Raw genomic sequence first — 13,772 nt, forward strand, 5'->3', positions numbered from 1 at the left:
AGACAACAATGCAATTCAAGACACTGGCAACTGCCACCGCATTGCTACTGGGCACCCTGCCTGCCATTAGTCAGGCGCGCGACACGGCGCTATTTTTACCTTTTGATCAGGTTGTGACCGAAGCCATCAGCACCGGCAAGATCGATGGCAGCGTCAAATTTTACTTGGCGGGCAACACGCCAGCGGGCAAAGCCAGCGTCGTCACACCGGGGGTGGTGACCAACAAAAAAACCAATGCCTTTAACAAAACCGATTATCAAGCCTGCTCTTGGGCGTTGCAGTCAGCGTTGATCACACTGCATCAAGCGGCGAAAAACGTCGGCGCAAATGCAGTCACTGACATCGCCAGTTACTACAAAAAGAACGAACGCAAAGATCCGAAAACCTACGAATGTCATGCCGGCGCAGTCATTGCCGGGGTGGCACTGAAAGGTAACCTGGCGAAGGTGGATTGAGAAAAACCTGTTAGTGCAGAAACGACAAAGGCGCCTTTCGGCGCCTCATTCACAAACAGACTGGCTTGTCATCGCACTGTGTCTGTCCGGCTCTGCGATGGCTGGTTGCCCAGGATCCTCAGAGTCTCACAAGCCCCTTTCGGGAACGAGGCGAGTATCGCGCTGAGCCTAATTTTAGGCAACCGCCTATTTGCCCGCTCATCGTTTTTTCCGGTGCCTCACAACCCCAATGCGCACCGTACAGCGGCTTTGATGGCTATGAACTCATGTGTTTCAAGTTGTGAAACCATATAAATACGACGACCTTGCCTGTCACGCGTTTTTATCCGGTCCAGTCGAGACAAGCTAACGGTGGCCACCATGTCACATTTTGCCCAGCAGACAGGGCTCGCTCCCTGCAAATGACTTTGCAACTGAAGATGATGGTCCAACATGTATTGTGGCTCGGTGGTGCTTAAGGGAATGACCGTTACCAATTGACGATTGGTGCGGTGTTTACGCACGACCACAACGGGCCGAACCTTGATCATTTCCGGCACTTCGTAGCCCCTGAAATCACAAATAAGCACAGTGCCTTCTTTCGGCTGATAGAGGAGGGACATTGGCTGAACCCGAAAAAAGAAGCGATTTTGCGCAGCTTTACTTTCAACATTCCAAGCCCGTTGTATGACGGCAAATGTCCTGTTTTATCACTCGGTAACAATGCCTGCGGGCGCGGTCTCTTTCCTTTGAAGGACGATTCCTAGAGAATCCTTTGGCCTTGCGCCTGCCTCTTTCGATCACTAGCCTTCGATGCGTCATCCCTCATGGGTGACCGGACGTGCAAGTTCGAGTCGAGTCAGGAACATGGAAATCACCGCCAAATATCCAGCTTTATGGCGGCTGTACGTGGGAGGTCTTCGCGCCTGCCGGGATTGCGTTCCTTTCGACCGGTCTTGCACACCCGCGTACAGCTGCCACCCTCTTTGTGTGCAAGCAAATGGCGTCAGCTCTTAACTAACGAAAGGAACTGAACCATGACTCCCGCACCCGACTACGATCAAACCTTCGAACACACCCATGAACTGCTGCGGTGCGCCCTCGCGACCGCGTATGCATCGGCCGATAACCTGCAAGGGCTCAACCGCGACGTGGCGTTGGCTGTCGTGCATTTGATTGCTCAGGTGAAAGTGTCTGTGGATAAGTTGATGACCGGGTGATCCGCACGACCCTCACCCTAGCCCTCTCCCGAAGGGAGAGGGGACTTGATCGGAGGCGCTGCGGCAATGCCTGCGGGCGCGGTCCCTTTCCTTTGCAGGACGATTCCTAGAGAATCCTTTGGCCTTGCGCCTGCCTCTTTCGATCACTAGCCTTCGATGCGTCATCCCCCATGGGTGACCGGACGTGCAAGTTCGAAGGATATAGCGCAGTAACGTCAGTCCGCCTTATGGCGGCTGTGCGGGGGAGACTTTCGAGTCTGCCGAGTTCTATATCCTCGGTCTTGCACACCCGCGTACAGCTGCCACCCTCTTTGTGTGCAAGCAAATGTGCGCCACACCACGATCAAGTCCCCTCTCCCTCTGGGAGAGGGTTAGGGTGAGGGCTGCAACGTCTTGCGCCGCAACAACTGCGCAAACGCACTCGCCATCGGTGAGCTGGAGCCTCTGCGTTGCACTTGCCACACGGCCGTGTTCGCATCTGCATCCAGCAACGGCCGGTAAACCACCCCTTTGATGCGCATGTGCTGAAAAGACGCCGGCAACACCGACACGCCCAACCCCGCCGACACCAGACCAATAATGGTCATGGCCTCCCCCGCCTCCTGTGAAAAATGCGGACTGAACCCCGCTTGCCGCGCCAGGCTGAGTAATTGCGCGTACAAACCGCTGCCGTAGGTGCGCGGGAAGAATACAAAGGGTTCGTCCGCCAACGCCGCCAACTGCAACCCCGCCTCACTGCCCTCAGCCAACGGGTGATCCGCCCGAATCACCGCCACCAATGGCTCACGGAACAACTCCACGGCCACCAACGAGTCGGGCAAGGCCAACGGTCGCATGATGCCCACTTCGATGGACTCATCCACCAACCCTTCGGCCACGTCGCGGCTGCTCATTTCCTTGAGGTTCAGGTGCACCGCCGGGAAGGCCTGACGAAACGCAAAGATGGCCTGGGGAATGCTGGAGTTGAAGGGGGCCGACGAGGTGAAACCAATCTTCAGTTCACCCAATTCCCCCAACTGCGCCCGTCGCGCCACATCCGCGGCTTTGTCGACCTGAGCCAGCACCTGACGCGCCTCTTCCAGAAACAACCGCCCCGCTTCACTGAGCGCCACCCGTCGGTTGGTGCGGTCAAACAACCGCGCGCCCAACTCCTGCTCCAGGGCCTGTATTTGCTGGCTAAGCGGCGGTTGGGAAATGCCCAGCACCTGCGCAGCCCGGCCAAAGTGCAATTCTTCGGCCACCGCTATGAAGTAGCGTAAATGACGCAGTTCCATGCACACCTCATTAAGTCGTTAAACCTATCAAACAGGTCGAATAATATATTGGAAAGAATCGTTAGCCGCCTATATTCTTTTGTCATTGCCGTTCGGCTTTCCGCTTTTCCAGAGGTCCCCCGTGAAAACTGCTGTTGCTCCACTCGCCCACGAAATCCCGCCTGCGCCGCTGGATGATGTTGTCGCTCAATTAAATGATGTGTTTATCGAGAAAGGCACACCGATGTTTATGCGCACGGTGCTGGCGCTGTTCTCGGGCGGGTTTGCGACCTTTGCTTTGCTGTACTGCGTGCAACCGATGATGCCGATGCTGTCCCATGAGTACGGGATCAATGCGGCACAAAGCAGCCTGATCCTGTCGGTGGCCACCGCCATGCTGGCCATTGGTTTGTTGATCACAGGGCCTATTTCAGATGCTTTCGGGCGCAAGCCGGTGATGGTTTTTGCGCTGTTTTCAGCCGGTCTATTTACGGTATTGAGTGCGCTGATGCCGAGCTGGGAAGGCGTATTGATCACTCGCGCGCTGGTGGGCTTGTCGCTGAGCGGGCTGGCGGCAGTGGCCATGACCTATTTGAGCGAAGAAATTCACCCGCAACACATCGGGCTGGCGATGGGTCTGTATATCGGCGGCAACGCCATTGGCGGCATGAGCGGGCGCCTGATCACCGGCGTGTTGATCGACTTTGTCAGCTGGCACACGGCAATGCTGGTGATTGGCGGGCTGGCGCTGGCGGCCGCACTGGTGTTTGTGAAAATCCTGCCGGAATCGCGCAATTTTCGCCCACGGGCCATGAACCCGCGCAGCCTGCTTGATGGCTTCACCATGCACTTTCGCGACGCTGGCCTGCCGTGGTTGTTTCTTGAAGCGTTCTTGCTGATGGGCAGCTTTGTGACGATGTTCAACTACATCGGTTATCGCCTGCTGGCTGACCCATACAACATGAATCAAGCCTTGGTGGGGATGCTCTCGATTGTCTATCTGTCAGGCATTTACAGCTCGGCAAAAATCGGTGCCCTGGCGGACAAGCTGGGCCGTCGCCGGGTGCTGTGGGCGGTGATTGTGCTGATGCTGGCCGGGGTTGCCCTGACGATGCTGACGCCCATCCCATTTGTGATCATCGGCATGCTGCTGTTCACCTTCGGTTTCTTCGGCGCCCACTCGGTAGCCAGCAGCTGGATCGGGCGCCGAGCCACCAAGGCCAAAGGCCAGGCATCGTCGCTGTACCTGTTCAGCTATTACGCCGGTTCGAGCATTGCTGGCACGTTGGGCGGCGTGTTTTGGCACATCGGCGGCTGGAACGGCATCGGCCTGTTTATTGGCGCGTTGCTGGTGATTGCGCTGCTGGTGTCGCTGCATTTGGCCCGGCTGCCGGTACTGCCGGGCAATGCCAAAAAAGCGTGACCCCAAGCACTATTCCGGGTTGTTGATCAGCAGTTGAGCCTGCAAGCCTGAGTCTTGTTTTTCCAGACTCAGGTTTTCAAATTGAGCCCCTTCTTGTTCGATGCGATGCAACCAGCCCAGCACCGTGGTGGCATCGCCATTCAAGCCAATACGTATGCCTGCGGCATCGACGTCGAATTGCTGCACGTTCAACCCCGAACGGGCTGCACTTTCACTCAGGCGCGTGCTCAACGGTTGATCAAACACTTTGGCGGCCAGCGTCGGGCGGGCCTGCTGAACGTCAGCCGCTTGCGCAAGGTGTTTGAGGTAGAGCGCCTCAGCCGTTGCCAGTCGTTGCCGTGCCGGTAACCACAGCCCATAAACACTCACGACAATCAGCAAAAAAACAGCCAGGACTGCGCACAATTGACGGTCACGTCGTGGCAGTTGCAGCCAGCGTTCACGCAGGCGAGCCTTCATGATTCATCCCTCACGGTGACAATGGCCTGAACACGGCCGCCCTGCTGACTGGCGTTACCCACGGTGACCGGTATGCCACTTTGCACACCGCGTTCACGCAAGTGTTCGAGCTGGGCAAAGCTGCTGGCGGTGATGTTCAGTACCCAGCCGATATTCGCTCGCCACTCCATGCGTTGCACTTCGACAGAGCTGGCGCCCAGCACCTGTTCGGTCAATTGCAGCAGTCGGACCATGTGGCCGTTGCGAGCAGGAGCGCCCTGTTGTTGCAATGCCTTGAGTTGCGCAGATAAGTCGACGATGCGGGTTTGCTCCGGATACAGGGTTTTGAATCGCGCTTCACTCAGGGCATACACACGAGCGGCTTCGTCTTCAAGCACGCTGCTGCGCAGATGGGTAAACCCCAGTGCGAAGGCAAACGTAAGCAGTAACGCCGCACTGCATCGTCGCCACGGCCAACCTTGAGAACGACGTGCAAACTCGCCCTGCAGCAGGTTGATGGCCTCTTTGGGCGGTACGTTCCAGTCGATGGCACGCTCAGTCAGAGGTGTCTGCAAGCGAGCCGCCACGAGATCGAGTGCCGGCCCCGACAACGCCAGCCGGGCTTCCAGGGCCCCGCCGACAATCCAGCGCCCACCCCACTCGGCCTTGCACGCAGCCTCTGCGGGCAGCAGGTCAGCGTCCACTTGCACACTGACGATGTTGAAACCGCGCTGACGCAACAGCTCCAGCAATTCCTTGAAGCGCTGTTTGTGAGTAATCATCAAGGGATACCGACGCTGGGCATCCATTGGCCCTACGGCAATATGCAATTCATCAAGATCGTCAGCCAGTTGGTCTTCTACAGCGAAGGCCAGCGCTTGTGCGCCGGGCCGGCGCTTATTGGGCCAAGGCTCTGTGAGCAACCAGCTGCACCGTTCCATCGGCAGAATCAGGTTGACCTGACGGTCTTTCAATCGGGCCGCTGCTTCATTTAAAGAAGTACTTTCTATGGCTGCCGGGTCGTGCCAGACAGACACGCAAGCCGTATCGACGTCTGTTTCAGCCCCCTCGGCAACGCAGTGGGCGGTGAGATAAAGCCAGCTATTCATCAAGGGATTCGCTGTGTTTGGGCGCCAACAAGCGCCGCTGCAAGAGGTGCCACTTATCGGTTTTGAGGTCGCGGGCCACATCGCTTTCAAGACGTAAGCGGCTTTGGCCCAGGCGCGCATGAGTGGTGATGCGAAACCAGCGGCTGGTGGTGCCCAAGCCTGTGGCCTGAACGCCCAGTCCGATCAGCGCCGGGGTGAAGGTGAAGTCCTGAACGCTGGCATGGCCTTGCAAGGGGCGCTCAGCGAATAATTGATTAGCCACGTGCGGCGTGACCCCTTCCAGCGTGGCGAGCACGGTGGCAGACGCGGTGTTGATATTGAGGGCCGCCTCCTTGGGCAACAGCACAACCCACGGCTGCAAGGTCTTGAGCCACGGGCCGTCAATGCCGGGCACTTGGCGCAATTGGCTGATGTCGCTCAGGTTTAAGCCTTGCAATGCGCTGGCCTCAACCTCTGAGAGCTTGAGCAGTGCTTGCAGACGGTTCCAGCGTTGCGCCAGCACTTTGTCGGCCGGGCCTTTGGCGAGTAAGGCGGTGATGTTGAAACGGGCGGCCAGGTCTTCGATTTCAACCTCAATCCGGCCGTTGTCGATATTCAATTGAGGCTGAGCGTTGGCCCAGACTTGTCCTGCCGCGACGCTGGTCGCCGGGTCGCGCAGTTGGGTCTTGAGGTGCTCAAGCGCCCAGGTTTCCCCGGCAAACGCCAGCTTTCGAAGCTGTAACTGGTGAATCTGCTGGGCGCTGCTGTGCAGCGCCAGACGGTGGCTGCGCAACATACCCGCAGTGACCAGCAGGGCCAGGCTCATGACCAATAATACGGTTATCAGGGCAATGCCTTGCTGGTTGCGCCGCATTACTCGCCCTCCGGCAGTAACAGCACCCGGCGAATACCCTCGAAGCGTCCAACCGAGAGCTGCAATTCAAGCGCTTTGGGCCCGTCAACGGAGGCGTCTTTACGGGTCGGCCACTGCTGGCGCCAGCCGTTTTTACTGTCGTACAGCCGCCAGCGAACACTGCGTACATCGCTGAGCAGCTTTTGCTGTTGCAGCGCTCCCCCTTCCAGCCCACGGCTATGGCGCCACAGCACGCCATTTTCCAATTGATAGCTGACGTCCTGCAATTCACTGCGTGGCTGGCCCAACGGATTACGCCAGTTGGCCCGGCGCAGGGAGAGTTGATTGGCAGACAGGGTCAGACCCGTTTTTTTGGCCGAGGTTTGCACCTGCAGCACATCGCGCTCAATCAGCGCGACGGCACGTTGCACGCTGCGCAGGGCCTGCTGATGCTCAGTGCTGCTGCGCTCGGCGCGCACCACGCTGTCAAACAGGCGCCAACAGCCGATGCCCAGCAAAGCGAAGATGGCAATGGCGATCACCAGTTCAAGCAAGGTAAAACCGGCCTGAGATTTAGTCATGCTTGATGGCCAGCCAGTGGGTCACAGACTGCAAAGCCTCATCGCTGCCTGCCGGGCTGACGTCCAGCTCGACCCGCAGCAAACCGGTACCGGGCTCGGACACAATGCGCTGGTGCACGCGCCAGTCACGCTGCGCGTAGGTCACATTAAGGGTGCGTTGCCCTGTGACCAACGGCGCGCTCTGCAGCTCAAGTTCACCCAGATGATTGTCGGCCAGCCATGCGGCCAATAGCCGGGCCTCAACACGCGCACTTTGCCCCAGCACATACTGACTGGCCGACATGACAGCCGCAGCCAGCGTGGCAAAGATCGCCAGAGCAATCATGATTTCCAATAAGGTAAAGCCCTTTTCAGCCTTCATTGGCTGGCTCAGGTATTTCAATTTCAGGGTCACCGATGCCATCGCTGACAATGCTGCGCCAGCGCCGGGGCGGGCTGTCGAAGTGCAGACTGAAGGCGGTGCTTTCATCACTGCTCAACCACAACAATTGCGGCATGTCGGCCAAGGGCACGAGAGGCTGGGTCTGGCCGTCCAGGGTTAAGTTCAGCACCAGACCGAACGGCAGTGACACTCGCGTGTCGACCGCCTCCCAGCGATTGAGCTCAAAGCGCATCAATTGGTAAGCCCCCGGTTCTAGCCGCAGGCCATATTCCTGGCCATCAAGCACGGCCTTCTCGCGCAGCCCGTGCATCAAGCTCTGTAATACATCCGCTTCTTGACGGGCATTGCGGGCGTTGTTGTCGCCCAGGTTGATATGCACCATCGAGGCCAGTACGCCGATCAGCACAATGACCACCATCAGTTCGACCAAGGTAAAACCCGACGATGCCTGCCGCATGCCCTTTTACTCCCAGTTACCGATATCAGCGGCATGTGCTTCGCCACCGGGTACGCCATCGGAACCCAAGGAAAACAGGTCATAGCTCGCGGAGTGAGTGCCAGGGTTCAGGTATTGATAAGGCATGCCCCACGGGTCTTTCGGCATGCTTTTGAGATAGCCCTGGGGGTTCCAGTTTTTAGCCACCGGTGTGCCCGACGGTTGCTTTATCAGCGCTTCGAGGCCCTGCTGGGTCGAGGGGTAGCTGAAGGTGTCGAGGCGGTACATCTCAAGGGCGGTTGAGATGGCCTGAATATCAGTCTTCGCCGCCGTCACTTTGGCTTGGTCGGGGCGGCTCATGAACTGCGGAACAACAATGGCGCCGAGGACGCCAATAATCACCACGACCACCATGATTTCGATCAGCGTAAAACCGCGTTGGGCGTATTTTGCAGAGGTTTTCATCGGTCAATTCACCAGTTGATTGAGGCTAAGAATGGGCAGCAGGATGGCCATGACGATCAACAACACCACGCCTCCCATCAGCACCAACATGATGGGTTCAAACAAACTCACCACCAGTGCGATGCGCGCTGCGAGGGTTTTTTCCTGTTGTTCGGCCGCCCGCCCCAACATGCTGTCCAGCTCACCGGCGCGTTCGCCGCTGGCGATCAGGTGCAGCATCATGGGCGGGATATCACCGCTGCGTTCCAGCCCTCGGGCCAGGGTGCCGCCTTCGCGTACCGAACGGGCGACATCAAGCATGCGTTGGCGAATGGCCAGATTCGCGATCACCGTGGCCGAGATTTCCAGCGCGTCTACCAGCGGTACGGCGCTTTTGCCGAGGATCGACAGGGTGCTGGCAAACCGCGCGGCTTCCATCGCGCGTAGCACCCCGCCCACCAGTGGCAGGTTAAGCAGCAGTACGTGCCAGCGCAGCTTCAAACGAGGCTGGCGCAAGCCCCAGCGCACCGCCCACACGGCCGCGAACAACAGAACCAGCAGCCACCCGCCGTAACTGCGCAAGCCGCTGCTGACGGCGATCATGGCCTGGGTCAATGCAGGCAGCGGCTGGCCGCTGTTGATAAATATTTTGACCACGTCGGGCACTACGTACCCGAGCAAAAAACCGACAATCGAGAACGAAGCCACCAACAGAATCAGCGGATACACCAGGGCCAGTTGAATCTTTTGCCGCGACGCATGCCGGGCCTCGGTGTAGTCGGCCAGCTGCTCCAGCACATGGCCCAAATGGCCACTGCGCTCACCGGCTGCGACCGTGGCACGAAAGAGTTCGGGGAAGGCCTTGGGAAAGGCCGTCAGTGACGTTGCTAGTGCATGGCCTTCGATTACCCGGCTGCGCACGGCGGCTAATAATTGACTGACTCGGCGCTTTTCACTTTGTGCTGCGACGGCACCCAATGCTTCTTCCAAGGGTAACCCTGCATGAATCAAGGTCGACAGCTGGCGTGTCAGCAAGGCCAGATCGGTCACGCCCAGCCGCGTACCCGACTGGGCATGGCTGCCCTGAGCCCGGCCCTTTTTAGGCTCGCTCAGGTGGGTCAGGCGCAAACCCCGTTCTCGCAAAAGCTGACGGGCATGGCGGGCACTGTCGGCTTCTTGTGACCCGCGGCATTTGCGCCCATTGGCGTCCTGCGCCTGATACTCAAAGGCTGGCATGTTCAGTCCTCTTGGGTCACACGCAACAGTTCGTCAAGGCTGGTCAGCCCTTCGAGCACCAACCGCTGACCGTCCTGAAACAAACTGGGAGCGCCTTGCCGGGCTTCGAGGACCAGATCCGGTTCGCTGGCGCCCTGGTGAATCAGACCGGCCAAGGTCGGGGTGATGCCGATCAGTTCATAGATACCGGTGCGCCCCCGGTAGCCTTGCTGGCAGTGGCTGCAACCCCGGGCGCGGAAAAGGGTGGGGGCGGCCTGAGGCGCGAGGCCAAGCCGAACGCTGGTGGCCGGATCGGCGCTGTACGCCGTTTTGCAGTCAGCACACAGGGTGCGCAGCAGGCGCTGGGCCAAGACGCCCACCAACGAGGACGCCAGCAGATAAGCATCTACGCCCATGTCCACCAGCCGGGTGACAGCGCCAATGGCGCTGTTGGTGTGCAAGGTCGACAACACGAGGTGCCCGGTCAACGAGGCCTGCACGGCGATTTCGGCGGTTTCCTGGTCACGAATTTCACCGACCATGACCACGTCCGGGTCCTGACGCAAAATGGCTCGCAAACCACGGGCAAAGGTCATCTGGGCTTTGGTGTTGACCGGCGTTTGGCCGATGCCCGGCAAGTGATATTCCACCGGGTCTTCGACGGTCAGAATATTGCGGGTCTCGTGATTCAGGTGGCTGAGCGCGGCGTACAAACTGGTGGTTTTGCCTGAACCGGTGGGCCCCGTCACCAGAAAGATGCCGTGGGGGCGGGCCAACACGTGTTCAAATCGGCTCAGGGTGTCGGCCGGCATGCCGAGGCATTTGAGGTCCAGACGCCCGGCCTGTTTGTCGAGCAAGCGCATCACAACCCGTTCACCGTGGGCAGAAGGCAAAGTCGACACCCGCACATCGACTTCATGCCCGGCCAGCCGCAGGCTGATACGACCATCCTGTGGCACGCGTTTTTCAGCAATATCCAGCCGGGCCATGACTTTGATCCGCGACACCAGCAAGTTGGCCAGCTCACGCTTGGGCCTTAACACTTCGCGTAACTGGCCGTCGATGCGCATGCGTACCGACAGGTAATGCTCGAAGGTTTCCAGGTGCACGTCCGAGGCTTTCTCGCGCATGGCTTCGCGCAGCAGCGCATTGATCAGACGAATGATCGGGGCGTCACCTTCCTGCTCCAGCAAGTCCGCCGTTTGCGGCACTTGCTCGGCCAGGCTCATCAGGTCAAGTTCGTCGTCCAGCCCTTGCGCAACTTGTTCAGCTGCACTTTGGCCGGTGCTGTAGCTTCTGGCCAACACTTCGCCAAATTGCGTGTCGGTGATGACCTCAACGGCCACCTCGCCGCAGGCCAGCCGCCGTGCTTCGGCCAGTGCCGTCAACGGGGTGTCGGCGCGAATCAACAAGGCCGCGGGGGTTGTAGACGTGTCCAGCAACACGCCAAAACGCCGGGCAAAGCTGAAAGGTAAACGTGCGGCCGTCGGCATCATGGGCGATCTGCTTCAGGTTTGCGCAGGTCCACGGCTGGCGGGTCTTGCAGGTTGCCTTCGAAGAGTTGATGCGGGTCGACCGGCAACAACAGCGAATTGCTGTCTTGGGAAGCAGGCTTGCTGAGATTTCGCAAAGCGTTGTAGCGTTTTTCGCTGATCTCGCGCGAATCGTGACGGCTGCGCACAATGGTCGGGCGTAAAAAAACCATCAAGTTGGTTTTCGTATGAGTGTCTTTATTCCAGCGAAACAAGGCGCCCAGATAGGGAATGCTACGCAGCAAAGGCACACCGCTGACCTGAGTACGCACGCTGTCCTTGATCAATCCGCCGATGACGATAATTTCACCGTCTTCAGCCAGGATCGTACTTTTCAAGGCACGCTTGTTGGTAATCAAGTCCGTTGAATCGACACCTTGCAGTGACGGCGCAATTTCAGAGTTTTCCTGCGCGACTTCCAGACGCAGCGAACTGCCTTCATTGATATGCGGTTTGATCTTGAGGCTGATACCAATGTCCTGACGCGTGACGGTGGTGAAGGGGCCTTCTGAGCTATTACCCGTGCCACTGTAGGAGCCGGTTTTGAAAGGCACGTTCTGCCCCACCAGAATTTCAGCCTCTTGGTTGTCCAGGGTTAACAGGCTGGGGGTGGATAGCACGTTGTTGTTGGTGTCGCTGGCCAGCGCTGATATCAGGGCGTTAAAGCGATCGGTACCGACTTGCAGTACAGCCCCCTCAGGCATTTTTATATCGCTTGAAGGCATCGCGCCGATCTGGATGCCCGTCCCCGGGAAGGTTATCCCGCCTTGTGTGCCGCCTGTGTTGACGCCCCATTGCACGCCCAGTGTTTCAACGATGTCTCCGGAGATTTCAACGATTGCCGCATGAATCAACACTTGTGAACGTGGCTGGTCGAGCTGACGCACGATATTTTCCAGCGTACGAACCTGCGCCGGGTCGGCCATGATGACCAGAGCGTTCTGGCTCTCATCCGCCGCAACCATCACCTCGCGTGAGCTGGCTTTCTGCGTCGCACCCGCCAGCGCAGTCTCTTGTTTCATACCTTGACCGACTGCAGCCAGCACCTCGGCCAATTGCTTGGCATCGCTGTGGCGCAGGCGCAGCACCCGTGAGTTCTCTTGCTGAGCGCTGGCTGGTGTGTCAAGCGAGCGAGCCAGTGCGCTTAAACGCTTGCGCGCGCCATCGCTGCCCAGGATCACCAGACGATTACTCGCAAGATCAGCGATGACCTGACTGCTCGCCCCCGTGGTTTTTTTATCCAGCGACTTCTCGATAACCTTGGCAATGTCACTGGCCAGACCATGCTTGAGCTCGACCATAGAGTGGCCATAACGCGTACCGGCATCCAGTTGACGCACGATGTCAGCAATGCGCTGAGTATTGGCCGCCGTGTCGGTAATAATCAGCGCGTTGGCCGAGGCAGAGGGGCCAACGTAACCATTGCTGGACACCAAGGGGCGTAATAAACCCGCCAGATCGGCTGCCACACTGGCATTGAGTTCTATGACCTGAGTGACAAAGGCTTCGGCAGGGGCTGGCTCATCCAGCGAATGGGTTGGCCGCGCTTTGGCATCGGCGGCCGGGAGAATCAACAACCGATCCCCTTGATCGATGATCGTGAAGCCGTGGGCATCGAGTACCGAGTAGAACAGCCGACGTACGCCTTCGCGGTCCAGCGCCTGCTCGGAAATAACCGTCACGCGGCCTTGCACCCTGGGATCCAGCACCACGGTAGTGCCCAAAACAGATGACATTTCCTGCACCACATCACGTAGCTCGGCATCCTTCATCGCCAGCTGCCAGAACTGTTCTTCTGCTGATGCCCAAACGGGTGAGAGCAGCGCACAGCAGATGACACTACACGTCAAAAGATGACCGATGCTGAACGCATTGGGTTTGCTCATTGGGTTTCTCTAAGGTTGTTCGGCAACGGGCCGCAGATGAAGGGAGATCGCTGGCGAGGCTGCGCCGGGCGTGCCCGAAACGGGTAAAACGTGTTTACTGGCGGGCTTGAGGGTTAACCGTTCTTCGCGGCCATTGCGCCACAGCACGACATGGCTCGCCTCAACGCGGCGTAAAACACTGCCACTGGGTAACCGCTCACCCTCTGCGTAGAACCGTGTGCTTTGTGCACCCGCAAGCAATGCCTGGGAGACACCGCGACTGGAGACAAAGCTGGCCCGCAGTTGCAGCGGCTCAGCGCTCTGCACCCAAGGGCTCTGAGTCGCGAAGCCCAGCACTGTGGCAATGGCATCGGGCGTGTACTGCCGGGGGGCTGGCGGGGTCGGCGCACTGGGCGGAGCCGATACCGTCACGGCACTCAGGGACTGGCTATATACCCATTCTTGCCACGCCAAAAAGCCGCCATAGCCCAGAGGCAATGCCAGCACTATCCAACCCACTGTTGTCGCCCAATAGCGGTTGAGCGCTACTGTCGAAATATTCAAAACTGCTTCATCACTGAACCTGCAACGCCTCTGCCAAAAATAAA

Annotated in this window: 16 protein-coding genes; 3 read left to right on the plus strand and 13 right to left on the minus strand. The window is 58.6% G+C overall.

The genetic code is table 11. The annotated features are described in order from the left end of the window. The first annotated feature begins 8 nt into the window (after positions 1–8). Positions 9–455 (plus strand): excinuclease, encoded by a 447-nt coding sequence (locus FJD38_RS08525; protein ID WP_122785171.1) that lies wholly within the window; start codon positions 9–11, stop codon positions 453–455. Positions 456–673: 218 nt separating this feature from the next. Here FJD38_RS08525 and FJD38_RS08530 read toward each other — a convergent pair whose 3' ends face one another. Then, the gene (locus FJD38_RS08530) at positions 674–1,057 is read right to left on the minus strand and encodes a type II toxin-antitoxin system PemK/MazF family toxin (RefSeq protein ID WP_146384852.1); all 384 of its coding nucleotides are present in this window, start codon (positions 1,055–1,057) and stop codon (positions 674–676) included. A gap of 414 nt (positions 1,058–1,471) precedes the next feature. Between FJD38_RS08530 and FJD38_RS08535 the strand changes: the two genes are divergently transcribed. Then, complete coding sequence (locus tag FJD38_RS08535) at positions 1,472–1,654, plus strand: DUF6124 family protein (protein ID WP_122770841.1); 183 nt, start codon at positions 1,472–1,474, stop codon at positions 1,652–1,654. 371 nt (positions 1,655–2,025) lie between these two features. Here the strand turns inward: FJD38_RS08535 and FJD38_RS08540 are convergent, their stop codons facing one another. Further along, positions 2,026–2,928 carry a LysR family transcriptional regulator gene (locus FJD38_RS08540; protein WP_122785174.1) on the minus strand — a complete coding sequence of 301 codons (903 nt, stop codon included), beginning with the start codon at positions 2,926–2,928 and terminating at the stop codon, positions 2,026–2,028. A 154-nt stretch (positions 2,929–3,082) separates the two neighbouring features. On the opposite strand from FJD38_RS08540, the gene FJD38_RS08545 reads away from it, so the two are divergent. Further along, positions 3,083–4,330 carry an MFS transporter gene (locus FJD38_RS08545; protein ID WP_411736501.1) on the plus strand — a complete coding sequence of 416 codons (1,248 nt, stop codon included), beginning with the start codon at positions 3,083–3,085 and terminating at the stop codon, positions 4,328–4,330. 9 nt (positions 4,331–4,339) lie between these two features. Here the strand turns inward: FJD38_RS08545 and gspM are convergent, their stop codons facing one another. Genes gspM through FJD38_RS08600 form a run of 11 tightly spaced genes read right to left on the minus strand, consistent with a single transcriptional unit; the run spans position 4,340 to position 13,728 of the window. Beyond that, a complete protein-coding gene (gspM, locus tag FJD38_RS08550) occupies positions 4,340–4,789 on the minus strand; it encodes a type II secretion system protein GspM (protein ID WP_122785176.1) in 450 nt (149 codons plus the stop codon). After that, positions 4,786–5,877 carry a type II secretion system protein GspL gene (gene gspL, locus FJD38_RS08555; RefSeq protein ID WP_146384856.1) on the minus strand — a complete coding sequence of 364 codons (1,092 nt, stop codon included), beginning with the start codon at positions 5,875–5,877 and terminating at the stop codon, positions 4,786–4,788. Before gspL ends, gspM begins: the two co-directional genes overlap by 4 nt. After that, a complete protein-coding gene (locus tag FJD38_RS08560) occupies positions 5,870–6,730 on the minus strand; it encodes a type II secretion system minor pseudopilin (RefSeq protein ID WP_146384858.1) in 861 nt (286 codons plus the stop codon). The genes gspL and FJD38_RS08560 overlap by 8 nt, the downstream gene beginning before the upstream one ends. Continuing rightward, positions 6,730–7,290, minus strand: a complete 561-nt coding sequence (gspJ, locus tag FJD38_RS08565; RefSeq protein WP_146384860.1) for a type II secretion system minor pseudopilin GspJ — start codon at positions 7,288–7,290, stop codon at positions 6,730–6,732. The genes FJD38_RS08560 and gspJ overlap by 1 nt, the downstream gene beginning before the upstream one ends. Then, positions 7,283–7,651 carry a type II secretion system minor pseudopilin GspI gene (gene gspI / locus FJD38_RS08570; RefSeq protein ID WP_122785180.1) on the minus strand — a complete coding sequence of 123 codons (369 nt, stop codon included), beginning with the start codon at positions 7,649–7,651 and terminating at the stop codon, positions 7,283–7,285. The genes gspJ and gspI overlap by 8 nt, the downstream gene beginning before the upstream one ends. Further along, a complete protein-coding gene (gspH, locus tag FJD38_RS08575; protein ID WP_146384862.1) occupies positions 7,641–8,129 on the minus strand; it encodes a type II secretion system minor pseudopilin GspH in 489 nt (162 codons plus the stop codon). Before gspH ends, gspI begins: the two co-directional genes overlap by 11 nt. Positions 8,130–8,135: 6 nt before the next feature. Continuing rightward, complete coding sequence (gspG, locus tag FJD38_RS08580) at positions 8,136–8,573, minus strand: type II secretion system major pseudopilin GspG (protein ID WP_122785182.1); 438 nt, start codon at positions 8,571–8,573, stop codon at positions 8,136–8,138. Positions 8,574–8,576: 3 nt separating this feature from the next. After that, positions 8,577–9,788, minus strand: coding sequence for a type II secretion system inner membrane protein GspF (gene gspF / locus FJD38_RS08585; protein ID WP_146384864.1), 1,212 nt, complete (start codon positions 9,786–9,788; stop codon positions 8,577–8,579). Between the two features lie 2 nt (positions 9,789–9,790). Continuing rightward, positions 9,791–11,263: a type II secretion system ATPase GspE gene (gene gspE / locus FJD38_RS08590; protein ID WP_158637854.1), complete on the minus strand. Its 1,473-nt coding sequence runs from the start codon at positions 11,261–11,263 to the stop codon at positions 9,791–9,793. Beyond that, the gene (gspD, locus tag FJD38_RS08595) at positions 11,260–13,185 is read right to left on the minus strand and encodes a type II secretion system secretin GspD (protein WP_146384866.1); all 1,926 of its coding nucleotides are present in this window, start codon (positions 13,183–13,185) and stop codon (positions 11,260–11,262) included. The genes gspE and gspD overlap by 4 nt, the downstream gene beginning before the upstream one ends. Positions 13,186–13,194: 9 nt before the next feature. Next, positions 13,195–13,728, minus strand: coding sequence for a type II secretion system protein N (locus tag FJD38_RS08600; protein WP_244302708.1), 534 nt, complete (start codon positions 13,726–13,728; stop codon positions 13,195–13,197). Positions 13,729–13,772: the final 44 nt, after the last annotated feature.

This window comes from Pseudomonas saxonica, assembly GCF_007858365.1.
Lineage (GTDB): Bacteria > Pseudomonadota > Gammaproteobacteria > Pseudomonadales > Pseudomonadaceae > Aquipseudomonas > Aquipseudomonas saxonica.

What these genes read in the sequence shown, in the direction of transcription:
- FJD38_RS08525 (WP_122785171.1), top strand. Translation starts at nt 9, where the DNA reads ATGCAATTCAAGACACTGGCAACTGCCACCGCATTGCTACTGGGCACC.
- FJD38_RS08530 (WP_146384852.1), bottom strand. Translation starts at nt 1,057, where the DNA reads ATGTCCCTCCTCTATCAGCCGAAAGAAGGCACTGTGCTTATTTGTGAT.
- FJD38_RS08535 (WP_122770841.1), top strand. Translation starts at nt 1,472, where the DNA reads ATGACTCCCGCACCCGACTACGATCAAACCTTCGAACACACCCATGAA.
- FJD38_RS08540 (WP_122785174.1), bottom strand. Translation starts at nt 2,928, where the DNA reads ATGGAACTGCGTCATTTACGCTACTTCATAGCGGTGGCCGAAGAATTG.
- gspM (WP_122785176.1), bottom strand. Translation starts at nt 4,789, where the DNA reads ATGAAGGCTCGCCTGCGTGAACGCTGGCTGCAACTGCCACGACGTGAC.
- gspL (WP_146384856.1), bottom strand. Translation starts at nt 5,877, where the DNA reads ATGAATAGCTGGCTTTATCTCACCGCCCACTGCGTTGCCGAGGGGGCT.
- FJD38_RS08560 (WP_146384858.1), bottom strand. Translation starts at nt 6,730, where the DNA reads ATGCGGCGCAACCAGCAAGGCATTGCCCTGATAACCGTATTATTGGTC.
- gspJ (WP_146384860.1), bottom strand. Translation starts at nt 7,290, where the DNA reads ATGACTAAATCTCAGGCCGGTTTTACCTTGCTTGAACTGGTGATCGCC.
- gspI (WP_122785180.1), bottom strand. Translation starts at nt 7,651, where the DNA reads ATGAAGGCTGAAAAGGGCTTTACCTTATTGGAAATCATGATTGCTCTG.
- gspH (WP_146384862.1), bottom strand. Translation starts at nt 8,129, where the DNA reads ATGCGGCAGGCATCGTCGGGTTTTACCTTGGTCGAACTGATGGTGGTC.
- gspG (WP_122785182.1), bottom strand. Translation starts at nt 8,573, where the DNA reads ATGAAAACCTCTGCAAAATACGCCCAACGCGGTTTTACGCTGATCGAA.
- gspF (WP_146384864.1), bottom strand. Translation starts at nt 9,788, where the DNA reads ATGCCAGCCTTTGAGTATCAGGCGCAGGACGCCAATGGGCGCAAATGC.
- gspE (WP_158637854.1), bottom strand. Translation starts at nt 11,263, where the DNA reads ATGATGCCGACGGCCGCACGTTTACCTTTCAGCTTTGCCCGGCGTTTT.
- gspD (WP_146384866.1), bottom strand. Translation starts at nt 13,185, where the DNA reads ATGAGCAAACCCAATGCGTTCAGCATCGGTCATCTTTTGACGTGTAGT.